This window comes from Ekhidna sp., from assembly GCF_039940915.1.
In the GTDB taxonomy this organism is placed as follows: domain Bacteria; phylum Bacteroidota; class Bacteroidia; order Cytophagales; family Cyclobacteriaceae; genus Ekhidna.
On sequence record NZ_JBDVFO010000002.1, the window covers coordinates 1,807,953 to 1,831,467 of the forward strand.

24 protein-coding genes and 1 riboswitch are annotated in these 23,515 nt (G+C 41.6%); of the genes, 8 read left to right on the forward strand and 16 right to left on the reverse strand.

The window, feature by feature from the left end:
- Positions 1-7: 7 nt before the first annotated feature.
- Both ABJF57_RS13125 and ABJF57_RS13130 read right to left on the reverse strand, forming a co-directional pair.
- Positions 8-259, reverse strand: coding sequence for a hypothetical protein (locus tag ABJF57_RS13125; protein ID WP_462229780.1), 252 nt, complete (start codon positions 257-259; stop codon positions 8-10).
- Between the two features lie 21 nt (positions 260-280).
- Entirely contained in the window at positions 281-1,153 is an 873-nt protein-coding gene (locus ABJF57_RS13130) for a DMT family transporter (protein ID WP_462229782.1), read from the reverse strand.
- A gap of 127 nt (positions 1,154-1,280) precedes the next feature.
- Between ABJF57_RS13130 and ABJF57_RS13135 the strand changes: the two genes are divergently transcribed.
- The gene (locus ABJF57_RS13135) at positions 1,281-2,168 is read left to right on the forward strand and encodes a DMT family transporter (RefSeq protein WP_462229784.1); all 888 of its coding nucleotides are present in this window, start codon (positions 1,281-1,283) and stop codon (positions 2,166-2,168) included.
- Here ABJF57_RS13135 and ABJF57_RS13140 read toward each other — a convergent pair.
- A complete protein-coding gene (locus ABJF57_RS13140) occupies positions 2,152-3,168 on the reverse strand; it encodes a threonine aldolase family protein (protein ID WP_462229786.1) in 1,017 nt (338 codons plus the stop codon). The genes ABJF57_RS13135 and ABJF57_RS13140 overlap by 17 nt on opposite strands.
- Complete coding sequence (locus tag ABJF57_RS13145; protein WP_462229788.1) at positions 3,161-4,480, reverse strand: HTTM domain-containing protein; 1,320 nt, start codon at positions 4,478-4,480, stop codon at positions 3,161-3,163. Before ABJF57_RS13145 ends, ABJF57_RS13140 begins: the two co-directional genes overlap by 8 nt.
- Positions 4,481-4,867: 387 nt before the next feature.
- On the opposite strand from ABJF57_RS13145, the gene sucD reads away from it, so the two are divergent.
- From sucD to ABJF57_RS13160, 3 genes are all read left to right on the forward strand, one after another.
- On the forward strand, positions 4,868-5,740 hold the full coding sequence (gene sucD / locus ABJF57_RS13150) for a succinate--CoA ligase subunit alpha (protein WP_462229790.1): 873 nt from the start codon (positions 4,868-4,870) through the stop codon (positions 5,738-5,740).
- 150 nt (positions 5,741-5,890) lie between these two features.
- Positions 5,891-6,253 carry a BlaI/MecI/CopY family transcriptional regulator gene (locus ABJF57_RS13155; protein ID WP_462229792.1) on the forward strand — a complete coding sequence of 121 codons (363 nt, stop codon included), beginning with the start codon at positions 5,891-5,893 and terminating at the stop codon, positions 6,251-6,253.
- On the forward strand, positions 6,250-7,695 hold the full coding sequence (locus ABJF57_RS13160) for a TonB family protein (RefSeq protein WP_462229794.1): 1,446 nt from the start codon (positions 6,250-6,252) through the stop codon (positions 7,693-7,695). The genes ABJF57_RS13155 and ABJF57_RS13160 overlap by 4 nt, the downstream gene beginning before the upstream one ends.
- Positions 7,696-7,740: 45 nt before the next feature.
- Here the strand turns inward: ABJF57_RS13160 and ABJF57_RS13165 are convergent, their stop codons facing one another.
- From ABJF57_RS13165 to ABJF57_RS13210, 10 genes are read right to left on the reverse strand one after another with little or no spacing between them, the layout of a single operon-like run.
- The gene (locus ABJF57_RS13165) at positions 7,741-8,202 is read right to left on the reverse strand and encodes a MaoC family dehydratase (RefSeq protein WP_462229796.1); all 462 of its coding nucleotides are present in this window, start codon (positions 8,200-8,202) and stop codon (positions 7,741-7,743) included.
- 40 nt (positions 8,203-8,242) lie between these two features.
- Positions 8,243-9,541 (reverse strand): argininosuccinate lyase, encoded by a 1,299-nt coding sequence (gene argH / locus ABJF57_RS13170; protein WP_462229798.1) that lies wholly within the window; start codon positions 9,539-9,541, stop codon positions 8,243-8,245.
- Positions 9,538-10,635: a M20 family metallo-hydrolase gene (locus tag ABJF57_RS13175; RefSeq protein ID WP_462229800.1), complete on the reverse strand. Its 1,098-nt coding sequence runs from the start codon at positions 10,633-10,635 to the stop codon at positions 9,538-9,540. The genes argH and ABJF57_RS13175 overlap by 4 nt, the downstream gene beginning before the upstream one ends.
- Positions 10,613-11,404, reverse strand: a complete 792-nt coding sequence (gene argB, locus ABJF57_RS13180; protein WP_462229802.1) for an acetylglutamate kinase — start codon at positions 11,402-11,404, stop codon at positions 10,613-10,615. Before argB ends, ABJF57_RS13175 begins: the two co-directional genes overlap by 23 nt.
- The gene (locus ABJF57_RS13185) at positions 11,401-12,348 is read right to left on the reverse strand and encodes a Rossmann-fold NAD(P)-binding domain-containing protein (RefSeq protein ID WP_462229804.1); all 948 of its coding nucleotides are present in this window, start codon (positions 12,346-12,348) and stop codon (positions 11,401-11,403) included. Before ABJF57_RS13185 ends, argB begins: the two co-directional genes overlap by 4 nt.
- Positions 12,345-13,469: an aspartate aminotransferase family protein gene (locus tag ABJF57_RS13190; RefSeq protein ID WP_462229806.1), complete on the reverse strand. Its 1,125-nt coding sequence runs from the start codon at positions 13,467-13,469 to the stop codon at positions 12,345-12,347. Before ABJF57_RS13190 ends, ABJF57_RS13185 begins: the two co-directional genes overlap by 4 nt.
- Positions 13,456-14,280, reverse strand: coding sequence for a pyrroline-5-carboxylate reductase (gene proC / locus ABJF57_RS13195; protein ID WP_462229809.1), 825 nt, complete (start codon positions 14,278-14,280; stop codon positions 13,456-13,458). Before proC ends, ABJF57_RS13190 begins: the two co-directional genes overlap by 14 nt.
- Positions 14,281-14,284: 4 nt before the next feature.
- Complete coding sequence (argC, locus tag ABJF57_RS13200; protein ID WP_462229811.1) at positions 14,285-15,250, reverse strand: N-acetyl-gamma-glutamyl-phosphate reductase; 966 nt, start codon at positions 15,248-15,250, stop codon at positions 14,285-14,287.
- Positions 15,243-16,424, reverse strand: coding sequence for an argininosuccinate synthase (locus ABJF57_RS13205; RefSeq protein WP_462229813.1), 1,182 nt, complete (start codon positions 16,422-16,424; stop codon positions 15,243-15,245). The genes argC and ABJF57_RS13205 overlap by 8 nt, the downstream gene beginning before the upstream one ends.
- Positions 16,421-17,053: an N-acetyltransferase family protein gene (locus tag ABJF57_RS13210; RefSeq protein WP_462229815.1), complete on the reverse strand. Its 633-nt coding sequence runs from the start codon at positions 17,051-17,053 to the stop codon at positions 16,421-16,423. Before ABJF57_RS13210 ends, ABJF57_RS13205 begins: the two co-directional genes overlap by 4 nt.
- A 269-nt stretch (positions 17,054-17,322) precedes the next feature.
- A riboswitch (SAM riboswitch) is annotated at positions 17,323-17,412 on the forward strand.
- A 344-nt stretch (positions 17,413-17,756) separates the two neighbouring features.
- Between ABJF57_RS13210 and ABJF57_RS13215 the strand changes: the two genes are divergently transcribed.
- The 4 genes from ABJF57_RS13215 to ABJF57_RS13230 are packed head-to-tail and all read left to right on the forward strand — an operon-like array spanning position 17,757 to position 21,464.
- A complete protein-coding gene (locus tag ABJF57_RS13215; RefSeq protein WP_462229817.1) occupies positions 17,757-18,194 on the forward strand; it encodes an OsmC family protein in 438 nt (145 codons plus the stop codon).
- Positions 18,195-18,206: 12 nt separating this feature from the next.
- Positions 18,207-19,538 carry an O-acetylhomoserine aminocarboxypropyltransferase/cysteine synthase family protein gene (locus ABJF57_RS13220; protein ID WP_462229819.1) on the forward strand — a complete coding sequence of 444 codons (1,332 nt, stop codon included), beginning with the start codon at positions 18,207-18,209 and terminating at the stop codon, positions 19,536-19,538.
- On the forward strand, positions 19,510-20,490 hold the full coding sequence (locus ABJF57_RS13225; protein WP_462229821.1) for a homoserine O-acetyltransferase family protein: 981 nt from the start codon (positions 19,510-19,512) through the stop codon (positions 20,488-20,490). Before ABJF57_RS13220 ends, ABJF57_RS13225 begins: the two co-directional genes overlap by 29 nt.
- Positions 20,487-21,464 carry a homoserine dehydrogenase gene (locus tag ABJF57_RS13230; RefSeq protein WP_462229823.1) on the forward strand — a complete coding sequence of 326 codons (978 nt, stop codon included), beginning with the start codon at positions 20,487-20,489 and terminating at the stop codon, positions 21,462-21,464. The genes ABJF57_RS13225 and ABJF57_RS13230 overlap by 4 nt, the downstream gene beginning before the upstream one ends.
- 34 nt (positions 21,465-21,498) lie before the next feature.
- Here ABJF57_RS13230 and ABJF57_RS13235 read toward each other — a convergent pair whose 3' ends face one another.
- Together ABJF57_RS13235 and lpdA are read right to left on the reverse strand one after the other, a co-directional pair.
- Entirely contained in the window at positions 21,499-22,116 is a 618-nt protein-coding gene (locus tag ABJF57_RS13235; protein WP_462229824.1) for a hypothetical protein, read from the reverse strand.
- Positions 22,116-23,510, reverse strand: coding sequence for a dihydrolipoyl dehydrogenase (lpdA, locus tag ABJF57_RS13240; RefSeq protein WP_462229826.1), 1,395 nt, complete (start codon positions 23,508-23,510; stop codon positions 22,116-22,118). Before lpdA ends, ABJF57_RS13235 begins: the two co-directional genes overlap by 1 nt.
- Between the last annotated feature and the right edge of the window lie 5 nt (positions 23,511-23,515).

Consider the following 23,515-nt stretch of genomic DNA (forward strand, 5'->3'; position numbering starts at 1 on the left):
TCAAAGTTTACTTACAGTCGGCTAGCTGCTTTTCCATCCTTTCGTACGTTGCATTAAAATCTTTTGACATTTTTCCTGCCTGATCAGCAGTTTCTTGTGCAGCAACTTGAGCATGAACCGCTTCTTTATTGGCAAATAAAACTTCTCTTTTTAATTTCTCATTTTCTGCCCTCAGCAGTTCATTTTCTTCTATCACCTTTTGATTCGGATTGCATCCAAAAGCCAATGCGAATATTGCCAGACACATTAAAAATCTCATTTTTATTTTAAAGTTACTGAATCACTTTTTGAGGACAATGATATTTCCTCCAAGGATCAAAATCATACCCAATAAGACGTGCCACCCAAGCTGATAATCTTCAAAAAAGACTGATAGAGCTACAGCAATAACAGGTATAACTACCAGAACATAGGCTGCCTTGTCCGCTCCAATTTTTCCGATAAGTGTGAGATAAGAGCCAAAGGCAATGATTGACCCAAAGACAGATAAATAGAGTAGTGAAGAGAGGTAGTTGAAACTCAAATCAAGGGATACCGGCGTTCCCGTTAAGAAAGCAATTGCTCCAATGATCAATCCTCCATAGAGCATCCCGAAGGCATTTGTCTGAATAACTGGAAGTCCGTTTTTTTGATTGTAAGCAGAGGTAATGTTTCCCAGCGATGCGATGACTACCGAAACAAAACAAATGATTAAGTGAAAGCTCTTCATTTCTTCACTTCCTAACCCCACCAACTCTTGTTTGAAAAGGAGAATGGTTCCAATAATTCCCAACGTTGCTCCAGCGAAAACTTTCTTCTCAGCCACCTTTTTCAGAAACAGTTTCCCAAAAAAAACATTTAAGAAGATGATGCATGAAAACATTATTGCGACAAGTGCACTTATCAATTCTTGCTCTGCGATGTACACAAACCAATAATTGAAGCCAAAAAGAAAAGCTCCCTGAAGCATCATCATCAAATGCTCTTTTAAGCTAAAGTGAAGGTTTAATGAATTCAACTTTGAATAAGTGAGCAGTATTATTCCTGCTAAAATGAAGCGATAGCTTACCGACCAGGTAGGGTCCACAACGCCCAACTGAAACTTGATTACAAAAAAAGTTGATCCCCATATCAAAGCAGGAATCACAAAAAGCGATGTGGAGCTTACTCTCATGCCCCGAAGCTAGAAATATCATTTGACGAAATGGGGTATTAATGGATGAAGATTTTTCATCCATGTCAAGCTATTTCTTAATAGCAACTTCTAATTTATTGTAGAGGCACTGCCTACATTTGCCGGCGTGAATATTTCCTCTATAAAAACGTATATCGCACTTACGCTGGTAAGCCTATTCTATGGAGTGAATTACAGTGTTTTGAAAATCGTAGTGCCTGAGTATGTTGGCCCCTATGGTTTCATCGCATTCAGAGTCTTAATCGCATCTGGGATTTTTTGGTTTATTCATTCATTCAACCGTGAAAAGATCGATTGGAAAGCAGATCGTTGGACACTGATACTGTGTGGCCTTACAGGCGTGGCAGTCAATCAGTTGCTTTTCTATAAAGGAATCAGCCTAACCTCAGCGGTCAATGGCTCCATCATCATGACGCTGACACCTGTTTTGGTACTTATATGGGCTTCCATTCTGATTGGTGAGAAGATCACAAAAAGGAAAGTATTTGGCGTTGTTCTTGGCATGGTTGGAGCTGTGATTATCCTGTATCAACCCGATGCAATGCTTAGTTCAGGAGACTGGAGGGGTGACATTTTGATTTTGATCAATGGGGCGAGCTATGCCTGTTATCTGGTTTTGGTTAAGCCCCTGATGAAGAAGTATAAACCAATGACGGTGGTTACCTGGGTCTTTACACTTGCAATCATTTTTGTGATCCCAGTAGGTTTTTCACAAGCGATGGATGTAGCATTCGGAAGCTTACCCTCAAAAGTGTGGTGGAGCATGGCTTATGCAATAATTATTGTTACAGTCGTGGTTTATTTCCTCAATGCATGGACATTGGTCAAAGTAAATTCATCCGTAGTAGGAGCCTTCATTTACCTGCAGCCCGTATTTGCTACTATGACGGCCATCCTGTTTTTTGGAGAAGTTTTTCTCCTCAAGCACCTACTTGCTGCAGCTTTTATATTCTCTGGAGTATGGCTGGTGACAATGGCTAAGAAATCTTCCTGATTGATTCTGTAAGCTGATTCAAGTGATTGTCGGTGAAGTCCAAATGAGTGACAAACCGGACTAGGCCTTTTCCAAACCCAACCGCCTGTATGCCGAGCTTTTTCAGCTCTTCAAGAAGCCATTGCTCAGATTTTCCATCCACAAGCTTTCCGATAACGATATTGGTATCAACAGGGTAAACACTGGCGATAAAATTCAAACCTTCTAGAGCCTCACCAATTTTTTGTGCTTTCAAATGATCTTCGCCTAAGCGATCAACGTGATGATCCAAAGCGTGGATACATGCAGCAGCTAAATAGCCTGCTTGTCTCATCCCGCCACCAAACACCTTGCGCACTCTCCTAGCTCCTTTAATATGTTCCTTAGAACCTAACAAAACGGAACCTACAGGAGCTCCCAGCCCCTTTGAAAAACAAATGGAAATGGTATCGAACAACTTTCCGTACTCGTTTGGACTTTCTCCTGTCTTTACAATCGCATTGAAGAACCTGGCACCATCTAGATGGAGTTTTAAATTATTCTCATCACAAACTTTCCTGATTTTCTTTATCTCATCAATCTCATAAATAGCTCCCCCTCCCTTGTTCATGGTATTTTCCAACACTACCAGTCTCGAATTTGGAAAATGAATGTCGTCAGGATTTATACTTTCTTCCACCTGATTGGCAGTTATTCTTCCTCGATCACCTTCCAACAGCTTTGGAGAAAGCATGGAGTTATACATCATACCACCTCCTTCATATAAGTATACATGCGAATATTTATGGCAAATGACTTCATCTTGAGGCCGTGTATGAATCCTCATCGCAATCTGATTCGTCATTGTACCAGAAGGACAGTACAGCGCATCTTCCATTCCAAATAAAGAGGAAATCTTTTCTTGGAGCGCATTGACTGTAGGATCATCGCCAAAAACATCATCTCCTACTTCTGCTGACATCATGGCCTCCAACATGGCAGGAGTAGGCTTCGTTATTGTATCACTTCGTAAGTCAATCATCGGAATCGTAAGTTAAAATCCATGAAGCATGTTTTAAAGGTTCCCAGGGTACTTCGGACAAATCTATATCGGCGTCAATTAAAGGCTTTCTTTCGTGTCCATTGAGCGAGACCTTTGCATCAGCATATATTGCGACTTCTTCACCTTTTTCGTCATACTCTTTTTTAATTCGCTGGGCTAGCTGCCAAATCATATCGGGCTGCCCTGCGATTGCTCCCTGTTGATCTCTTGATAAATAATTTTTCAAGTTTACACGTTCTCTCTCCCCGGTTTTCACATGCTCCACATGCATATTCAAAAATCCAGATTTCGACCTCAACATCATTCGCCAGGAAAGTCGATGACCTTCTTCAGTGAATCCAACATTCCCTTTAAATAAATGATGCCTCAGGGGAAGGAGTATTTGTATGAAAAAATAACCAGCAAGAAGATACGTCCATGCATGTGTCAGCTTCTTTTGAATGGGGTACACCTTCGTTTTCTTCTTAAAAAAAATACGCCTTATAGTATCTGGTGGGAAGAAGAAAACGGTCAATCCTATCATCAAATACGGGAAAATCCCAATTTGAAAAACAATGGAATTGAAGAGGTTAAAGAAAATAGACAAAACAAATCCTAGCTTTCTGGTTTTGGGATGAAGAAGTAAAAAGAAAATACTTCCGTCATAAATGATTCCACCCCATGCAATGGCATATTGAAACCAATGCGCTTGAAGCAAAGGACCGATCAGCCAATAATTTGCCTTGTATTGGAACCAAATACTGATGGGACGCGCCTCTATCCAATCCCAGTGTATCTTATGCATGCTTGCATAGACATATACAATCAAGATCTGGATAATGAAAAAATAATGACATATCCGGGCGCATGAATTTTTGGCGATCGTAAATCCAAAATATGCATCCAAGGATTTGCTCTTATGTGCGGGAAGCAACAACATGGCGGCACTCAGCAAGACCAGCAGATAGTAATGATTATTGTAATGTGTTTTTTGCATGAGGTATACCATCGTCCACATACCTAGAAAAACAAAAGTGGACGCTCGGTAAAACAACCCCAGCATAATGCCAAGGGCAGCCGTCCCCATGATGATGAAGTAGACAATCATGCCATTGCCATCGAGAGGTTGGAGCCATTCAAAACCAATCATGGTAAAGGTAAAATCAGGTACTATGAAGGTCTTCTTCACCCACCCGGTTGCTATCGCTCCAAAGCTTTCAGCAGCAGCCAAAAAACCAAAGATCATTCGAAATAGTACCAGTGGGCTATTGTCAACTTCAGTGCCTAAAAAAGTTCTTGCCGATCGAACCATTGAGAAACGTTTCTTCCGTGAAAATAGCGGTATGAAGAAAGAAATCGGTCAGAAATAAATAAAAAAAGGAGCTCGAAAGCTCCTTTCTCTTAAACCTAAGTAAATATGAAGAGGTTATTACTTAACCTTCTTTTACGGTCATTTCAAGAAGGGGGTTTACTGATTGGCAATCTTTTACACTTCAATTTGGTGGTTTCATCGAAATATCAAATTCTTTGCTCAGAAATGGGACAATGAAAATATGGAATGGAATTCCAGCAGGCCTCAAACTAATTTTAAAAAAAAAATGTGCCGTAAAGGCAAATAAAGGAAGATTCTTGAATGCTAGTTGATTTAGTAATTGACAGACAGTTTTAATCATATATTTTTGCGGAAAATCTAAAAGAAATGAGTGTTCTTGTAAATAAAGATTCAAAAATCATCGTACAGGGTTTCACAGGCTCTGAAGGTACTTTTCATGCAGGTCAAATGATCGAATATGGCTCAAATGTGGTAGGTGGTGTAACTCCCGGAAAAGGAGGACAGACGCATCTGGACAAGCCTGTTTTTAATACAGTGAAAGAAGCTGTGGATAAAACCGGTGCTGATGTTACCATCATATTTGTACCCCCGGCTTTTGCTGTCGATGCAATCATGGAAGCCGCAGATGCTGGCATCAAAGTAATTGTGACAATTACAGAGGGTATCCCTGTAAAAGACATGATGAGCGCTAAACCATACGCAAAATCAAGAGGTGCTGTGCTTGTTGGACCCAATTGTCCCGGAGTAATTACACCTGAAGAAGCAAAAGTAGGTATCATGCCAGGTTTTGTTTTCAAAAAAGGGAAAGTGGGAATCGTTTCAAAATCAGGTACACTAACCTATGAAGCTGCTGATCAAGTAGTAAAAGCAGGGATGGGCATCTCAACGGCTATTGGTATTGGTGGTGATCCAATTATTGGTACGTCTACCAAAGAGGCCGTGCAAATGTTGATGGAAGATCCAGAAACCGAGGGAATAGTCATGATTGGTGAAATTGGAGGATCTTATGAAGCTGATGCTGCTAAATGGATTCAGGAAAATGGAAATAAAAAGCCAGTAGTTGGTTTCATTGCTGGTCAAACAGCGCCTCCAGGTAGAAGAATGGGTCATGCAGGTGCCATCATTGGCGGTAAGGATGATACAGCGGAAGCGAAGATGAGAATCATGAGCGAATGTGGTCTCCAAGTAGTAGACTCACCTGCAGATATAGGAGCCGTAATGAAAAAAGCATTGGGTTGATTCCTGTTAAAATTAAAAATGGAACCCTGTCGAAATCGACAGGGTTTTTTTTGTTCCTAAAATAACCAACTAAAGATTTAGTTTAAAAAAACTTGCATCTTAAAACTAAAAGATTAGTTTTGAAACTAAGTTATTAGTTAATGTAATTCTATGAAGCCACTTACCCATGCTGAAGAAGAGATCATGCAAATTCTCTGGCACCTTGAAAAAGCGTTTGTCAAAGAGATTGTAGAGGAATACGCAGATCCAAAACCGGCATACAACACCATTTCCACGCTTATCAGAATCATGGAAAAGAAAGGATTTGTTGGGTATGAGGCTTTTGGGAAATCACATCGCTACTATCCACTAATTGACAAAGAAGCCTACAGCAAAAAGTATCTCAACAGATTCGTTGACAAGTATTTCAGTGGATCTTACAAGGATTTGGTCTCCTTCTTTACCAAGGAAAAGGAAATGAGTGTGATAGACTTAGAGAGACTTTTGGAAGAACTTAAAAAAGATAAATCATGATAATCTATATCGTTGAATTTTCTATTCTACATCTGCTATTCTTTGGCATTTACAAGGTGATGCTTGCAAAAGAAACGCAGTTGGAATTTCTTCGCTTCTTTCTCGTCGGTTCTACGCTATTAAGCTTGCTCCTCCCACTAATTGAGATCCCTACTAAAGCAAGTATTCCCACTTTCGACGCAAGAGATATAGAGGCTTTCATATTGCCAATGATCACTACTACCAGCCAGGAATTTTCCTTACAGGTGCCCTGGCATGTCATAATAATCGGTATCGTAAGTACCTTTTTCTGCCTCAAATTGGTCGTAACGTTGGGTCAGATTTACGGATGGTATAAACAAAGTGAAACTGACTCTCTAGAAGAAATTGACATACGCAAAGTGCCCGGACTTCAAAATAGTTTCACATTTCTTCGTTGGATTTTCATCGACCCAAAGAATTTTGAACACCCTGGCGATATCCTCAGACATGAGCAGGGGCATGCAAAAAAACTCCACTCATTGGACCTGCTCTTCTTTCATCTGATAGCTATTTTCTTTTGGTGGCTCCCGTCCGTCTGGCTCATGCTCAAAGAGTTAAAAGCAGTCCATGAGTTTGAAGCAGATGACTATGCACTAAAAATAAACGATAAGACATACACAAAGACCTTGGTGCAGTGCACCTTGAAAGCGCATGGAATGGACCTGGCCAGTTCATTCGATGACGCTCCTATTTTTAACCGATTAAATTTTATGAAAAAGATGAAAAAGAAAATTAGTATTTGGAAAGTGGCTAGCATTTCTGCTTTGGTGGTAGTCTCAGGAGCCATGTTTGCTTGTGAGGAAGAGCTTGAAGCAGAAATTGTAGAAATCATTGAGGAGAGTAATCAGCAAACTGAATATTCGGATGACGTTCAAGCAGCATTGAATCAATTGATGGATGAAAACCCTGGAGAAAAATATGCTGTGGTTGAAACCTTACTAGAAAACAAAGAGAGTATTGAGAAACTCAATACATATAATTCAGATCAAATAGAAGCTGTTTTTGTTGATAAAAGTGGAGATGCACCAAGCGTAACCATGATTGTAAATCAAGCTTCAGAACTATTTGATAAAGCAATGGTGATTCAGGAGCAAAGAAGCGATGCGCTCTTTACTATTGTCGAAACACCCGCAAAATTCCCAGGAGGTATAACTGCTTTATCCGAGTATCTTGGAAAAAACATGCAATACCCTGAACAGGCACAAAGACTTGGTGTTGAGGGGACCGTAGTTGTACAGTTTGTGGTAGAACAAGATGGAAGCATAACAAATGCTGAAGTACTGAGGGGGATTGGAGCTGGTTGCGATGCAGAAGCTATGCGGGTAATGAAAGAATCCCCAAAATGGATCCCAGGAACTCAAAGGGACAATACCGTTCGCCAAAAGATGATTCAAAAAATATCTTTCAAACTTCCTTCATGAGGTAGAAATATTCGAACGATAGAAGCCCCTAAAAAGAGGCTTTTTTTATTCGAAGTGGTATAGAAATACCATGGTTGCCGTAAAGGCTGGCTTTTTCTCGCCTTTGATCTCAAGCAGTGCATCAACCTCTGCTTTAGAGATACCTCGAAGATTTACAAGGGTCTTTAAGGTAGCCGTCAATTTAATCTCGCTATTGACTTTCACCGCCTGACCAAACTTCAGTTTGTCCATGCCGTAGTTCACAAGCATCTTCACGTTATTGAATTGTGCAATCTGCTCCCACAAATAAGGCATGAGCGAAAGTGTCAAGTATCCATGGGCGATGGTCGTTCCAAAAGGGCCATCCTTTGCTCGCTCGGGATCTGTATGAATCCATTGGTGATCCAAGGTGGCATCTGCAAATTTGTTTATCTGCTCTTGCGTGATTTTATGAAACTCGGATTCGCCCATCACCTTGCCCAGGTGTGATTCAAACTCTGCGTGATTGTTGATGATTAGTTTACTCATAGTAATGAATTAAGTGCGTGAAGTTAGCTTAACTGCAAATTCAAGCCAACTGAAACCAAGAATACTCCTCTTTAAATGCGACTCGAACACGATCGTTTGAAAGATTTCCGATGCTGCCTGTGTGTTTGTGGTTCACTTTTCGAGATGGCTCATATGCTCCAGCCTTAATTTTTTCAGCCACACGCTTGTAAGCATCCCGAAATGGCACTCCATCAATAACCAGCTGATTGACCTCTTCTACAGTGAAAAGCAGGTCATACTTGCTCGCAGCTATCAATTCTTTTTCAACTGCTAGCTTTTCTGTCATGGCAATCGTGATATCCAGGCAATCTTTCATGGTTTGAAAAGCAGGCATGTAACTCTCTTTCAATACTTGTAGGTCGCGATGATAGCCAGAAGGAAGGTTCGCAAGGATCAAACTGAGTTCACCAGGCAGAGATTGCAATTTGTTGCACTTGGCTCTTACCAATTCAAATCCATCCGGATTGTGTTTGTGAGGCATAATGCTGGAACCGGTCGTATATGCTTGATCCAGCAATAAGAATCCAAAATCCTGACCTGCATAAAGACAAACGTCCATGGCATACTTGGCCAATGTTCCAGCAAGGGAACTAATGGCAAATGCGGCTATTCGTTCATGTTTGCCACGAGTCATCTGGGCATAAATCACATTGTGATTTATGGTAGAGAATCCGATTTCTTCAGCCGAATATTCACGATCTAACGGAAAAGAAGAACCATACCCGGCACCAGAACCCAGTGGGTTTTTATCTGCAACCTGATAGGCAGACTTAAAGACCAGCAAATCGTCGAGTAAATTTTCAGCATAAGCTCCAAACCATAAGCCAAAAGAAGAGGGCATGGCCACTTGCATGTGCGTATATCCAGGCATAAGTATCTCCTTATTCTCTTCGCTTTTTTGCTGAAATAATTCAAAGAGTGAGTTTACCCTCTTCAATACCTCTTCAATGTTGTGTTTCGTGAATAGTTTGAGTGCCGTAAGCACTTGATCATTTCGTGATCTTCCTGAATGCACTTTCTTTCCTATATCCCCCAGCTTTTGAGTTAAAAGAAACTCAATTTGAGAATGGCAATCTTCAATCCCATCTTCAATTTTGAAATTTCCAGCCCAAGCTTGCTTTTTAATTTCTTCAAGCTCACCGAGCAATGCGATTTCTTCTTCACTGCTCAATAGAGCTATCTTCCGTAACATTTTCACATGACCAATTGTACCCAGTACATCGAAATACGCTAACTCTAAATCCAGCTCCTTATCTTTTCCTATAGTAAACCGCTCGAATAGCTCATCTATCGGTTCATTTTTATCCCACAATTTCATGACTTATCTATTGATTGATATTTAAATAAATTTTGAAGCAATTGAATGTATCCTTCAATGCCTTCTTTGATTTCCTTAAGATGAATAAATTCATCCGGGGTATGTGACCGTTCAGATTTTCCAGGGCCCATTTTGAATGTAGGAAAATCCATCAAAGCTTGATCCGAACAAGTTGGAGAACCGAATTTTTCTATTTCCAATTGATCCGCCACCTGGGATACTTGCACGCTTTCAGGCAGCTGCGATGAGTTCAAGCGCAAAGATCTGGCTTGCGTTTCACTCTTGACATGTTTTTGGATGATTTCATATACCTCCTCATTTGAATAGGCGTCAGTCGTGCGGACGTCTACCACAAAGTGACACTCGTCCGGTATCACATTATGTTGATATCCGGCATGGATCATTGTGGTGGTCATCTTCACAGGCCCCAAGTACTTAGACACTTTTGCGAATTCGTATTCTCCGATCCATTGAATGTCTCTCAAAGCAGTGTAAATCGCATTTTCACCAATATCCCGTGCCGCATGGCCTGACTTACCTTTTGCATAGCAATCCAATACAATCAGTCCTTTTTCAGCAACTCCCATTTTCATCTCTGTAGGCTCACCGATCATTCCAAAATCAATGGGTTTCAGTTCATCCAAAATTGATTGTACGCCATTTACGCCGGAAGTTTCCTCCTCTGCCGTAGCAGCCAAAATCAAATTGTATGGCAAGCTCGCTTCAGTGTAGTAATGCAGAAAAGTCATGATCAATGAGACCAATGATCCACCTGCGTCATTACTCCCTAAGCCAAAGAGCTTTCCTCCCTCTTCTATTGCCTTATATGGCTCTCTTTTGTATCCCGAGTTAGGTTTAACTGTATCATGATGTGAGTTGAGTAATATGGTAGGTTTCGATGGATCGAAATACTGGTTCTTCGACCAAATGTTATTGCCTTTCCTTTCACTAGGAACCTTTTTCTTCTCAAGAAAATCCACAAGCAAATCAGCCGTAACATCTTCCTCACCACTCACACTGGGTATTTCAATGAGGTTGGTCAGCAAGCCTACTGCTTCCGTGTAATAGGTATCAATGGAAAATGGTGTATTCATCAAAATTTGAATTGGTTATTTGAGAAAGGCTATGCACATTAAGTAATCGAACAAGTGAAACGCCTTTATCAATGGTTTCAAAAGCATTGTCCAGTTTAGGGATCATGCCTCCGGAAACAGTGCCATTAGCCTTTAAGGATTTATATTTTTCACGGTCGATGGATTTAATCAATGTATTGGGATCGTTGACATTTTCCAAAACGCCATTTAAATCAAAAATGAAGTTTAATGACACGTCAAAATCTTGAACCAACGCACATGCAAGCTCCTTAGCAATGGTATCAGCATTGGTATTCAGGAGATGACCTTTCCCGTCATGTGTCAAAGGAGCCATAACAGGAATTATATCATTGGAGATCAACTGTTTTAAATAGCGATCATTGATGTACTCGACATCACCTACCCACCCATAATTCAGCCCATTCTTGACGGGTCTCTTCCGGGATCTCATACAGTCTGCATCCGCACCTGTCAAACCAACACTGTTCATCCCCCGCGCATTTAATTGAGCAACAATTTTCTTGTTTATAAGGCCTCCATAAGTCATAATCACCACATCAATCATCTCATCATCCGTTACTCTTCTACCATCGACCAACTTTGAATCAATCCCCAAACTATTCGCCAGTTTGGTTGCCACCTTGCCTCCACCATGAATGAGCAGTTTTAGTCCTTTTATTTTCGAGAAAGCATCTAAAAAATCGGCAAGCTTTACTTCATCTTCAACGACGGCACCTCCTACTTTTACTATGGAAAGCTTTTCTTTCATACAGAAAAATTTAGAAGTTCAGTCAGTACAGCTTGAGCAGCATAAAGGCGATTCTCTGCTTGTGACACAACTATTGAGTGTTCACTATTGAGGGCATCATCTGAAATGACCACATTTCGGCGTACCGGAAGACAGTGCATCAACTTTGCGTGGTTGGTCATTTGTAACTTATCCTTTGTAAGTTCCCACTCAGGGGCTTCACCAATTTTTCCATAGTTGTTGAATGAAGACCAGTTCTTCACATATACAAAATCCGCTCCTTCAAGCGCTTTGGATTGATCCTGTTCAATATGAACGCCTGCCGTAAATTCCTCTGACAATTCCATTCCTTTTGGATGTGTTAGTGTTAAGTCAAAATCCATGTGAGAGCTCCACTGGAGAAAAGAATTGGCCACTGCTTGTGGGAGTGGTTTGATATGCGGAGCCCAGGATATTACAACCTTCGGGCAGGCATTTTGCTTATACTCCTCGATGGTCATCATATCTGTGAGCGATTGAAGTGGATGTAGGGTTGTTGATTCCAGGTTGACAATTGGGCAATTCCCAAAGTCCTTGAAAGCATGGATCACCCGCTCTGCATAATCTTCTTTTTGATTTACCAACCCAGGAAAACTTCTCACACCAATGATGTCACAATATGCGCAAAGCACTGGGACCGCTTCTTTAATGTGCTCCGCCGTACCCGCATCCATGCGCACTCCGTCTTCGAACTCAAGTTGCCAGGAATCAGCCGTTACATTTAGCGTAATCACTTTCATCCCCAGATTGTAAGCAGCTCTTGCGGTACTCATGCGCGTTCTCAAACTAGCGTTGAAGAAGACGAGTCCCATCACTTTATTCTTACCAAGTTCCGTATTTGTAAAAGGATCATTCTTGATAGCGCTAGCCTTTTGTATCAACCCCATTGGGGTGGGCACATCTGTAACTGATGTAAAGTGTTTCATTTCAAAACAGTTTTTAGTGATTTTATGAAATAATCAATTGCTTGATGACCGATAGAAAGCGGTGGAAGAATACGGATGGTATTTGAATGACTGGAGGAGCCTACAAATATGTGATGCTCAAAAAGTAAACGCTCTCTAATTTCTTTGCCAGAAGCCAGCAATTCCACTCCAATCATGAGCCCTCTGCCTCTTACCTCCACAATTCCATCCAAATGAAGAAGCGCATCCTGCAAATACTTCCCCTTTTCTAGGGCATTTGAAACGAGGGATTCTTTTTCCATTACTTCAAGTACTGCTAACCCTGCCGCACAGGCCAAATGACTTCCTCCAAATGTGGTTCCTAACATTCCCATCCACGGGGTAATTTTCGGACTCACCAATACCCCACTCACAGGAAACCCGTTGCCCATTCCTTTCGCAATTGTGATAATATCAGGTTTGACATCAGCATATTGATGGGCGAAAAACTTTCCGCTCCTTCCATATCCGGATTGGATTTCATCCACAATGAAAGCAGCTCCATGCTTTAAACACAGTTGCTCGATTTTTTGCATGAAAGAATCTTCTGGTACATGTACGCCTCCAATGCCCTGGATACCTTCAATGAGCACTGCAGCAACTGTATCATCCATGATAGAAACGAGTTGATCTTCGTCGTTGAGCGTTATTCGTTCAATATTCCCTGTGCGATTTACCGGTGATAATATTCGCTCATTGTCTGTTGCCTCCAGCGCCAGCGAAGTACGGCCGTGGAAGCCTTTATCAAACACAATGATTTTTTTTCTATCGGTATGAAACGCCGCAACCTTCAAGGCATTTTCAACTGCCTCAGCTCCCGAATTACACAAGAAGAAGGCATAATCAGTATACCCGGATGCCGTTCCCAGTTTTTCTGCCAACTCATCCTGAATACTCATTTCTACCGAGTTGGAGTAGAATCCAAGACGGCTTAGTTGGCCTTCAATGCGCTTTATATAATGTGGGTGATTGTGACCAATGGAGATCACCGCATGTCCACCATAGAGATCCAGATAGCGCGTTCCTTCTTTGTCATGCACATAGCAACCATCTCCCTGAACTGGCTCTATTGGTAGACGTGGATATACTTCAAACAATTTCATTGGTCTGTTCTTTATTTGATTTCATTTTTGTTATTCGATGGAAAGAAGTCATGATGCCTTGTATCAGAGCTGAACTAAATCCTTTATGCTCCATTTCATTTAAGCCTTCAATGGTACAGCCCTGCGGTGTAGTCACCTTGTCAATTTCAACTTCTGGATGAGAATGATCCTCCAAGATCAATGAGGCTGCTCCCTTCGCGGTTTGGGTCGCGATGAGCTGGGCATCTTTGGAATCAAAGCCCATTTGTATCCCTCCTTGAGTAGCAGCTCTCAGGTATCTCATAAAAAAAGCTACTCCACTGGCGCCTAAGACGGTACCTGCTTGCATCAACTCCTCTTCAATCACCAGTGTTTCTCCCAAAACATCAAATAATTTTTTTGCCATGCGCAATCCCGAAGCACTTGCGGACGATAGACACGTCATGGACTCGCCAATGGCTATGGCAGTATTGGGCATTGCTCTGACGATTGGAATTGCGAATGATAGCTGGCCCGCTATCTTTTCACTGGAAATACCCGTTATTACCGAGATTAATAATTTGTCAGGATTTAGAAATTGGTCGATTTCTGAAAGTACACTGGCTAGCTGACTCGGCTGAACACATAGCAAAATGATATCTGCATTTTTAACTGCAGCACCGTTGTTTGATGAAACATTAAACCCCTGTTTCATTAAATCAGAGAGGTTGGATAGATCTCTCTTTGTAAGGGTAATTTCTTGAGCAAGCGCCACTTTCTGCTCCACGATTCCGCAAGCAATGGCTCTACCAAGATTTCCAGCACCAATGAGGGTTATTTTCTTGTTTTCCATAATTTCAAAAAGCAGTTGACTTTAATTTCAATCCGGTTGTTTCATTGAATCCGAATTGAAGATTCATGTTTTGGACAGCTTGTCCAGAAGCCCCTTTCAGTAGATTGTCGATGACTGAAACGATCATGGCTGTGCCTTTAATTACTTTCGGGTACACCAGGCACTTATTGGTATTCACTACCTGCTTCAGGTCTGGGCTTTCGGAAACGACATGCGTGTAGGGCTCTTTGGCATAAAAAGCCTCATAGCTCTCGATCAGTTGCTGTTCCGACAATTGTGTTTCAAAATGAGATGTAGTAATAATTCCGCGCGTAAAGGCACCTCTGTAGGGAATAAAAAGCACCTTTCTACTGAATTTTTCATCCAGCAAGGCAAGGGTCTCATTCGTTTCCAACATGTGCTGATGTTCAAGCGGTTTGTAAACGCTGGCGTTATTGCTTCTCCGACTAAAATGCGTAATATCAGAAAGTTTCTGTCCTGCACCCGTGGATCCTGTAATGCCTGAAACATGGATGTTTCCATCAATGGCATCAGCTTCAATTGCTGGTAAAAGTCCAAGCTGGATGCTTGTGGCAAAACATCCTGGATTTGCCACATGTTTTGTTTTACTTATCAGACTTTTGTGTATTTCCGGTAAGCCATAAACAAAATCATGGGCTCCCTTCAAACGAAAATCCTGACTTAAATCAACGATTTTACATTCAAGCAACTCCGGATATGCATCAATGATTTTTCTTGATTCTCCATGCCCTTTGCACAGAAACACCACGTCTAGACCTTCCACATGGAACTCTTTTTTAAAAGCTAGAGCTGTTTCACCCAGCAGATCCCGATGAACATCGCATACTTTTTTGCCCGCTTGGCTTTCACTTTGGGCTAGAACAATATGTACTTCCGGGTGATGAATCAAAATACGTATGAGCTCACCTGCAGTGTACCCAGCAGCGCCAATTATCCCTACATTAATCATGACTAATTGAGTTTAATATTTTCATCTGATTTGCCAGAATTTTCACAAAGCCTTTAGCGTCTGCACCGGTCCATGCACTGTTCATTTCACCGTACTGTCCGAATGAGGATTGCATTAAGTCATACTTAGATTCAATTCCTTCGACGTAAAACCGATAGGGCGCGAGATGTACATCAACAGTGCCAGTGACATGCTGTTGACTGGATTCCAAAAAATGCTCAATATCACGCATGACAGGATCCAGGTATTGACCTTCATGCATTAAATCACCATACCAAGCAGCAAGCTGATCTTTAAGTTTTAACTGATTTTTGGACAACACGTGCTTTTCCAATGCATGATGCGATTTGATCAAAATCAGAGCGCCAGGTGCTTCAAATCCTACACGTCCTTTTATTCCTATTATGGTGTCGCCTACATGTATATCTCTGCCAATCGCGTATTTTGCGCCTCTGTCATTGATCCGTTGGATGACGGAAACTGCCTCCATTGACTCACCATTTAGGCTAGAAGGCTCCCCTTTTTCAAAACCAATTTTCATGGTTTCTACTCCTTCCTTTTCGAGTTGGCTTGGAAAGGCTTGATCGGGTAGGTACTGATTTGAGGTAAGCGTTTCTTTTCCACCTACTGAAGTTCCCCACAACCCTTGATTAATGGAGTATTTCGCCTTTTCCCAATCACCATCTACACCATTTGCTTTCAAAAAATCAATCTCTGCTTCTCTGGAAAGCTGCTGATCTCGAATGGGAGTGATGATGACTTTTTCCGGACAAATAGTTTGGAATATCAAATCGAAACGAATCTGATCATTGCCTGCTCCGGTGCTTCCATGCGCAATTGCATCAGCCGCTATTTCATTGGCATATTTCGCGATCGCTACTGCCTGAAAAACACGCTCCGCACTCACAGAGAGTGGATATGTGCTATTCTTTAACACATTACCAAAGAGTAGATATTTCACTCCTTTTTCATAAAACTGAGGGAGTTCATCCAAAAACCGATAACTAGCTACTCCCAGGCTGAACGCCTTTTCTTCAAGGCATTTTTTTTCTTCCGATCCAAATCCACCAGTATTGACGGTCACTGCATGTACTTCATAGCCTAATTTCTTGGATAGATACATCGCACAATACGAAGTATCCAGGCCTCCACTAAATGCTAATACTACTTTCATAACACAAATTGTTTTTTAGTCATTCGCTTCTTTTTCATCTTCATGAAGCGATCATAAATCTTAGATTTCTTAACAAAATCCCATCTCTTCTTTCCAGACTGATGAGGGTCAAATTGCATAGCCGTACACATACAATTTGATTTGTTTTTACTCAGTAGAATCTCGTAGTTCACACAACTTTGACAGCCATTCCAGAATAATTCATCATTCGTCAATTCGCCGTACGTGACAGGTATGTAACCCAATTCAGAGTTAATTTTCATTACCGGAAGAGAAGTTGTCAAACCAAAAATTTTGGCGTTCGGAAAAAGGTTTTGGGAACGTTCAAAAGCGATTCGCTTGATTCTTTTGGCGATACCCGACGATCGAAAATCTTGCTTAACCACCAATCCCGAATTGGCCACATATTGTCTATTGCTCCATGATTCGATGTAGCAAAATCCTACCAACTCATTGTCTGATACAGCTACAATAGCTTGACCTTCATCAATCTTTAGTCGGATATATTCAGGAGATCTTAGCGCAATACCAGTACCTCGCTGCTGTGCGCTCACAGCAATCAAATCGCAGATTTCTTCTGCATATTTTTTATGGTCAGGTGTAGCCACCTTCACAATAACCTTAGCCATTGCTTGAAAATTTTTGGAATTAAAAAAACGAGAAAATATGCTGGAGAACGGTCACCACGTAGGTGACACTAAACTATGATGCAGGCCTTAGCCTGGCCGGGAAAGGCCTGAAAAAATTGGGTGCTATCGCGTTTGTTAAAAACAATTTTCGTTTTCTAGTTGCACAAAGGTTTTACAAAAAAAGTGAGGTAAAAAAATTTTTTTCGAAAAAAGTTTGGCGAAACCGAAATTCCTACTCTACGTTTGCATCATCAAATCGATCAAGTATCGATTTATAAAGAAGCGCCGAGAGACAGGCTTTATGACGCGCTAGCAACCCCCCGAAAATCGGAACGGTGCTAATTCCTGAAATATAAATTGATTGCTATGAAACAATTCAAAGATTTCAGTTCAAAAGTAGCGAGTTCCTTAACTCGTAAATCCTCATTTATTTACGGCACACAGTCTTGCAGGTGTTGCTGTTATAGCTGTAGCTAATCTCATTTGATCCATCTGGGTTTGTGATCATCTTATGGAAGGAGTGCGACTTCATCCGGAAAAATCCCTTCATGTATTTAGTCAATTCAGTTATACATGATAAATCCAATCATCAGGATGTGAAAACCAGGCATCAGAACCTGGGCAACATCTTTCATATTTTATTAAATGCGAGATTCAAAGACAAAAACTAAAGTCTATGATCTCGATCTAAACGCAAATAATCATGTCTGAAGAACTAAAATTTTCCGTAAGTTCAGTGAGTCAATCCAAAGCAAAAACAAGCATTCAAACCCGAGGGTTTGACCTCACGGTTGATGAACCTGAAGCTCTTGGGGGCACAAACGAAGCTCCCAATCCTGTTGAATACATCCTGGCTGGCTATGCTGGATGCATCAATGTGGTAGCACATATCGTGGCAGAAGAGCTCGACTTTTTTCTCGAAAACCTCCGTATCAATATTGACGGATTTCTTAATCCAAACAGGCTTTTCGGAACGTCTCTGGAAGAAAGAGCTGGGTATAAGCAAATCGATGTAAAGCTCGAAACTACCACTGAGTTAGATCCCGAACTGAAGAAGCGATGGCTTTCTGAAATCTCTCACAGATGCCCGGTTAACGATAACCTAACCAACGCTACTCCTATCTCATTTTCCATCAATTAAAAAAATACAATTATGTCACAAGAATTAAGATACGAAACACTTCAGCTACACGCTGGTCAAGAAATAGATGAAACTACTCGCTCTCGAGCTGTGCCTATCTACCAAACCACTTCTTTCACATTTAAAGATTCCGAACATGGAGCAAATCTTTTTGGGCTGAAGGAGTTTGGAAATATTTATACGAGAATTATGAATCCAACCACCGATGTGTTTGAAAAACGCATTGCTGCACTGGAGGGGGGAGTAGCAGCCTTGGCTGTTGGTTCAGGTCAAGCTGCACAGTTCATCGCTTTGAATAACATACTTCAAGCAGGCGATAACTTCATCTCTACTTCATTCCTATATGGAGGCACTTATAACCAATTCAAGGTAGCCTTCAAGCGTCTAGGCATAGAAACAAGATTTGCAAAAACAGATAAGGCCTCCGACTTTGAAAAGCTGATTGACAAAGACACCAAGGCAATCTACCTTGAGACCATTGGGAATCCAGAGTTCAATATTCCTGATTTTGAAGCAATTGCCGAAGTAGCAAAAGATTACGACATCCCGCTGATTGTCGACAATACTTTTGGTGCCGCTGGATACTTATTCAGGCCGATCGAACACGGAGCAGCAATCGTTACTGCTTCGGCTACCAAATGGATTGGCGGACACGGAACATCCATCGGTGGAGTGATCGTAGATAGTGGAAAGTATAATTGGGGCAATGGAAAGTACCCACAATTTACTGAACCATCTGAAGGTTATCATGGCCTCAAGTTTTGGGAAGTTTTTGGTCATGGAAATCCCCTGGGACTGCCAAACATTGCATTCGCCATACGTGCGAGAGTAGAAGGCCTCAGAGATTTCGGACCAGCATTGAGCCCATTCAATTCGTTCTTGCTACTTCAAGGATTAGAAACTCTTTCTCTTCGGGTACAACGAACAGTCGATAATGCTTTGAAACTGGCCATTTGGCTTAATGAACACCCGTTGGTTGAAAAAGTCAATTATCCAGGATTACCGTCAAGTCCATATCATGCGCTTGCTAAAAAGTATTTGACCAATGGGTTTGGTGGTGTTTTTTCTTTCCAACTAAAAGGTGAAAAAGAAGAAACTACCCAATTGGTAGACAATCTCAAGTTGGTAAGCCATCTGGCAAATGTTGGAGATGCGAAGACGTTGATCATTCAGCCTTCAGCTACCACTCATCAGCAACTATCAGATTCAGAACAGCAAGATGCAGGAGTTCTCCCAAATCTACTGCGCGTATCTGTGGGGATTGAACATATCGATGATATCAAATCAGATTTTGAACAAGCATTTGAACAAGTGTATGCCAATACTGACACAGCACACGTCTAAACCTCATGGTTTTAAGGTTGAGGAACCTTTGATCCTGGAGTGTGGTAAAACGTTCCGGGATCTTAGGATCCACTACACTACTGCCGGAGAGCTGAATGCTGATAAATCCAATGTAATATGGGTTTTTCATGCCTTGACAGCCAATAGTGACCCCATTGAATGGTGGCCTGGCTTAATCGGTGAAGATGATCTAATCAACCCAAAAGACCATTTCATCATATGTGCCAATATGATAGGATCATGCTATGGAAGCACTGAGCCCACTGATTTTGACTTCCCGCTTATTACCATACGCGATATGGTGGAAGCTCACAAAATGCTAAAGCAACATTTAGGCATTCAGCAGATAAAAATTGGTATTGGTGGATCCATGGGTGGACAACAGTTGCTCGAATGGGCAGTGCAAGAGCCTGAGTTATTCGAAACAATCATTCCCATTGCTACGAATGCCAAGCATTCTGCCTGGGGCATAGCCTTCAATGAAACTCAAAGGATGGCGATAAAGTCCGCTGCTAACCTTGCTGATGGACTTGAAACAGCTCGTGCAGTGGCTATGCTTTCTTACAGGAATCATGAAACTTACAATGAAACTCAAAGTGATACGGAAGAGCGAATCGATCAGTTTTCCGCTTCATCCTATCAGAGATATCAGGGCGCCAAACTACGTAGGCGCTTCTCACCTATTAGCTACTACTACTTATCAAAAGCAATGGATAGTCACAACATTGGGATAGACAAAAATGGGCTGGAGAATACGCTCTCAAGATTGCGTTCAAGAGCCATTGTGATTGGTGTGGAAACCGATATTTTGTTTCCACTCCACGAACAAAAATTCATTTTCGACCACATTCCCAATGCCGCTTTTTATCCCATTCAAAGTCTATACGGACACGATGGATTCTTAATTGAGACTGAAAAAATCTCAGCCATATTGAAAAAAGAAATACAATGAATAAACATTATAAAATCGGACTGTTTGGATTCGGGACCGTTGGACAGGGGTTCTATGAAAATCTAAAGAAACACCCCCATTTACCCGCTTCCATTGAGAAAGTGTGCGTGAAAAGAGTGGACTTGCCGCGGATTGGTCACGAGCTTTATTTCACTGACAATCCTGATGAACTGATACATGATCCAGCGCTAGACATCATCATTGAATTGATTGACGATGCTGCAGCAGCAAAGAAATACGTCCATACCGCTCTTCAAAACGGAAAGAGTGTTATCAGCGCAAATAAAAAAATGATTGGGGAATCGCTAGAAGAAGTTGATCAATGGCACAATGAATTTGATGCTACTTTTTTATATGAAGCGGCTGTTGGTGGCGGCATTCCCATTGTTCATGCTGTAGATGGTTTTTTCAGAGATCAGGAAGTGCTGAAAATTCGAGGCATTCTTAATGGATCATCCAATTACATTTTGACCCAAATGCAGCAATACCAATGGAGCTTTGAGCAGGCATTAAGCGACGCGCAGGCACAAGGGTTTGCGGAACGAAATCCTACCCTGGATATCAGTGGAATAGACGCTACTTATAAGCTCTCCATTCTCGCATATCATGCGTTTGGCGAAGTGCCTTCTTTGAATAGTTTCTCCGCCGAGAGTATAGAAAGTGTAACAAAGGAGGAGATAAAAAAAGCACGAGCGAAGGGACGAAAAATCAAGCCCGTTGCCACTATTGAGCGGTTAGGAAATGAAATTGTTTGCAGTGTGAGGCCTGAGCTAGTAGACCCAAATGATGCACTCTACAGTGTCGATTCTGAAAACAATGCAATTAGCGTCGATACAGTAATAAGCGGTAAGCATACCTCTGTTGGAAAAGGGGCAGGCTCATTGCCCACGGGCTCAGCGGTATTGGAAGATTTGAAGCGCCTTCTCAGCGGCTACAGTTATGAGGTTAGTAAAACAAAAACGGCTGTAGCTTAAAAAAGCCCTGACATTTTTTGTCGGGGCTTAATTTTCAATTTTCTCCATCATCAAGAAGCTTCATAAGATAGAGCAGCAATAACCCTTCCTTACTTCGCTCCTTCTCGAATTCATATGCGAGCTCATCGTTCTTTGACAATAGTTTCGTCATGTACTCGACAGTCAGTTTATTGATAGTTCCATTAAGGTTTATAACATAAAAAGACTGAACCTTACTTGCTGAGGGTAGAAATATTTGACTTCCACCAGACATGAGATTCCCTAATAATTCAAACCCAAATTCGTAATAATAGTGCTCAAAAACATAGATACTATCGTTAAGTCTATCCGCAGGACTAAACATTGAGCCTTCCCCTGCACTTACCTCAGTAGTGGCTAGATAAAGGGTATTTCCATCTGAAAACCCAATAATTGGGCCAATCTCTCTGGACTTTTTGTTCTTAATCGATAATCTGTAATACGTGCTTTCTTTTCTGTCGAAAGCCTCACCAAAACGCTTAGTACTTTCTAAAACAGGATATTCCAAGGGAGAACTAGGTGAATTGTACCTTATCTCATCCAAGCTTTTATACATCCCTCTCTTGAACGGGTCTTGAGAAAACCCCGAAAAAGCGAGCGCGATAAATAAAAAGACTGAGAAACTTCGAATCATTACAGATGAATCACTTCATCATAAGCCGCCGCTGCTGCCTCCATCACTGCTTCACTCATTGTTGGATGTGGGTGCACCGTTTTGATAATCTCATGACCAGTTGTCTCTAATTTTCTGGCCGCAACTGCTTCTGCAATCATCTCTGTTACGTTGGCACCAATCATGTGAGCGCCCAACCACTCACCATATTTAGCATCAAAGATCACTTTAACAAATCCATCTGATGCCCCTGCTGCTTTTGCCTTACCTGAAGCAGAGAATGGAAACTTGCCAACTTTCACTTCATAGCCCGCTTCCTTAGCAGCCTTTTCAGTGTAGCCAACAGAAGCTATCTCAGGAGAGCAGTAAGTACAACCTGGTATGTTGTTATAATCTAAGGGATCAACATGCATGCCCTTGATTTTCTCAACACAAATGATTCCTTCTGCTGATGCCACGTGTGCCAGCGCTTGTCCCTTTACAATGTCCCCGATGGCGTAAACACCATCAACATTGGTCTTGTAGTAATCATCCACAAGCACCTTTCCTTTTTCTGTCTTTACCCCAGCTTCCTCTAATCCAATGTTTTCAATATTGGTTGCCACACCTACTGCTGAAAGCACAACATCGCAATCCAGTTGCTCCTCACCTTTCTTCGTTTTCACAGTCACTTTACAACCAGCACCCTTCGTGTCTACTTTGGTCACTTCAGAGTTGGTCATGATTTTCATTCCTGCTTTCTTATATGTACGCTCAAGTTGCTTACTTACTTCCTCGTCTTCAACCGGCACAATCCTGTCCATGAACTCAACAATCGTAACTTCCGTACCTATGGATTTGTAGAAATAGGCAAACTCGACACCGATGGCTCCTGATCCTACAACTACCATTTTCTTTGGCTGCTTATCTAAAACCATGGCCTCTCGATAGCCTATTATTTTCTTACCATCGATTGGCAGATTTGGAAGCTCCCTAGCTCTACCTCCTGTTGCAAGTATGATATGATTCGCATCATAGGTAGTCACCTTCCCTCCTTCATCTTTTACTTCGACCTTCTTCCCCTTCTTCAGCGTTCCATATCCAGCTATGTGATCGATTTTATTCTTTTTGAAAAGGAATTGTATCCCCTTGCTCATTCCCCCTGCCACATCTCTGCTCCTCTTCACCATCCCGTTGAAATCCGCTTTTGCATCTTTCACTTTGATCCCATAATCTTCCGCGTGATTGATGTATTCAAAAACTTGCGCACTCTTAAGCAGTGCTTTTGTGGGAATACACCCCCAGTTTAGGCAAACCCCACCGAGCTCTGATTTTTCAACTACACCAACTTTCATTCCCAATTGAGAAGCTCGAATCGCTGCTACATATCCTCCAGGACCACTTCCGATTACAATAAGATCATATTTAGATGCCATGTTGT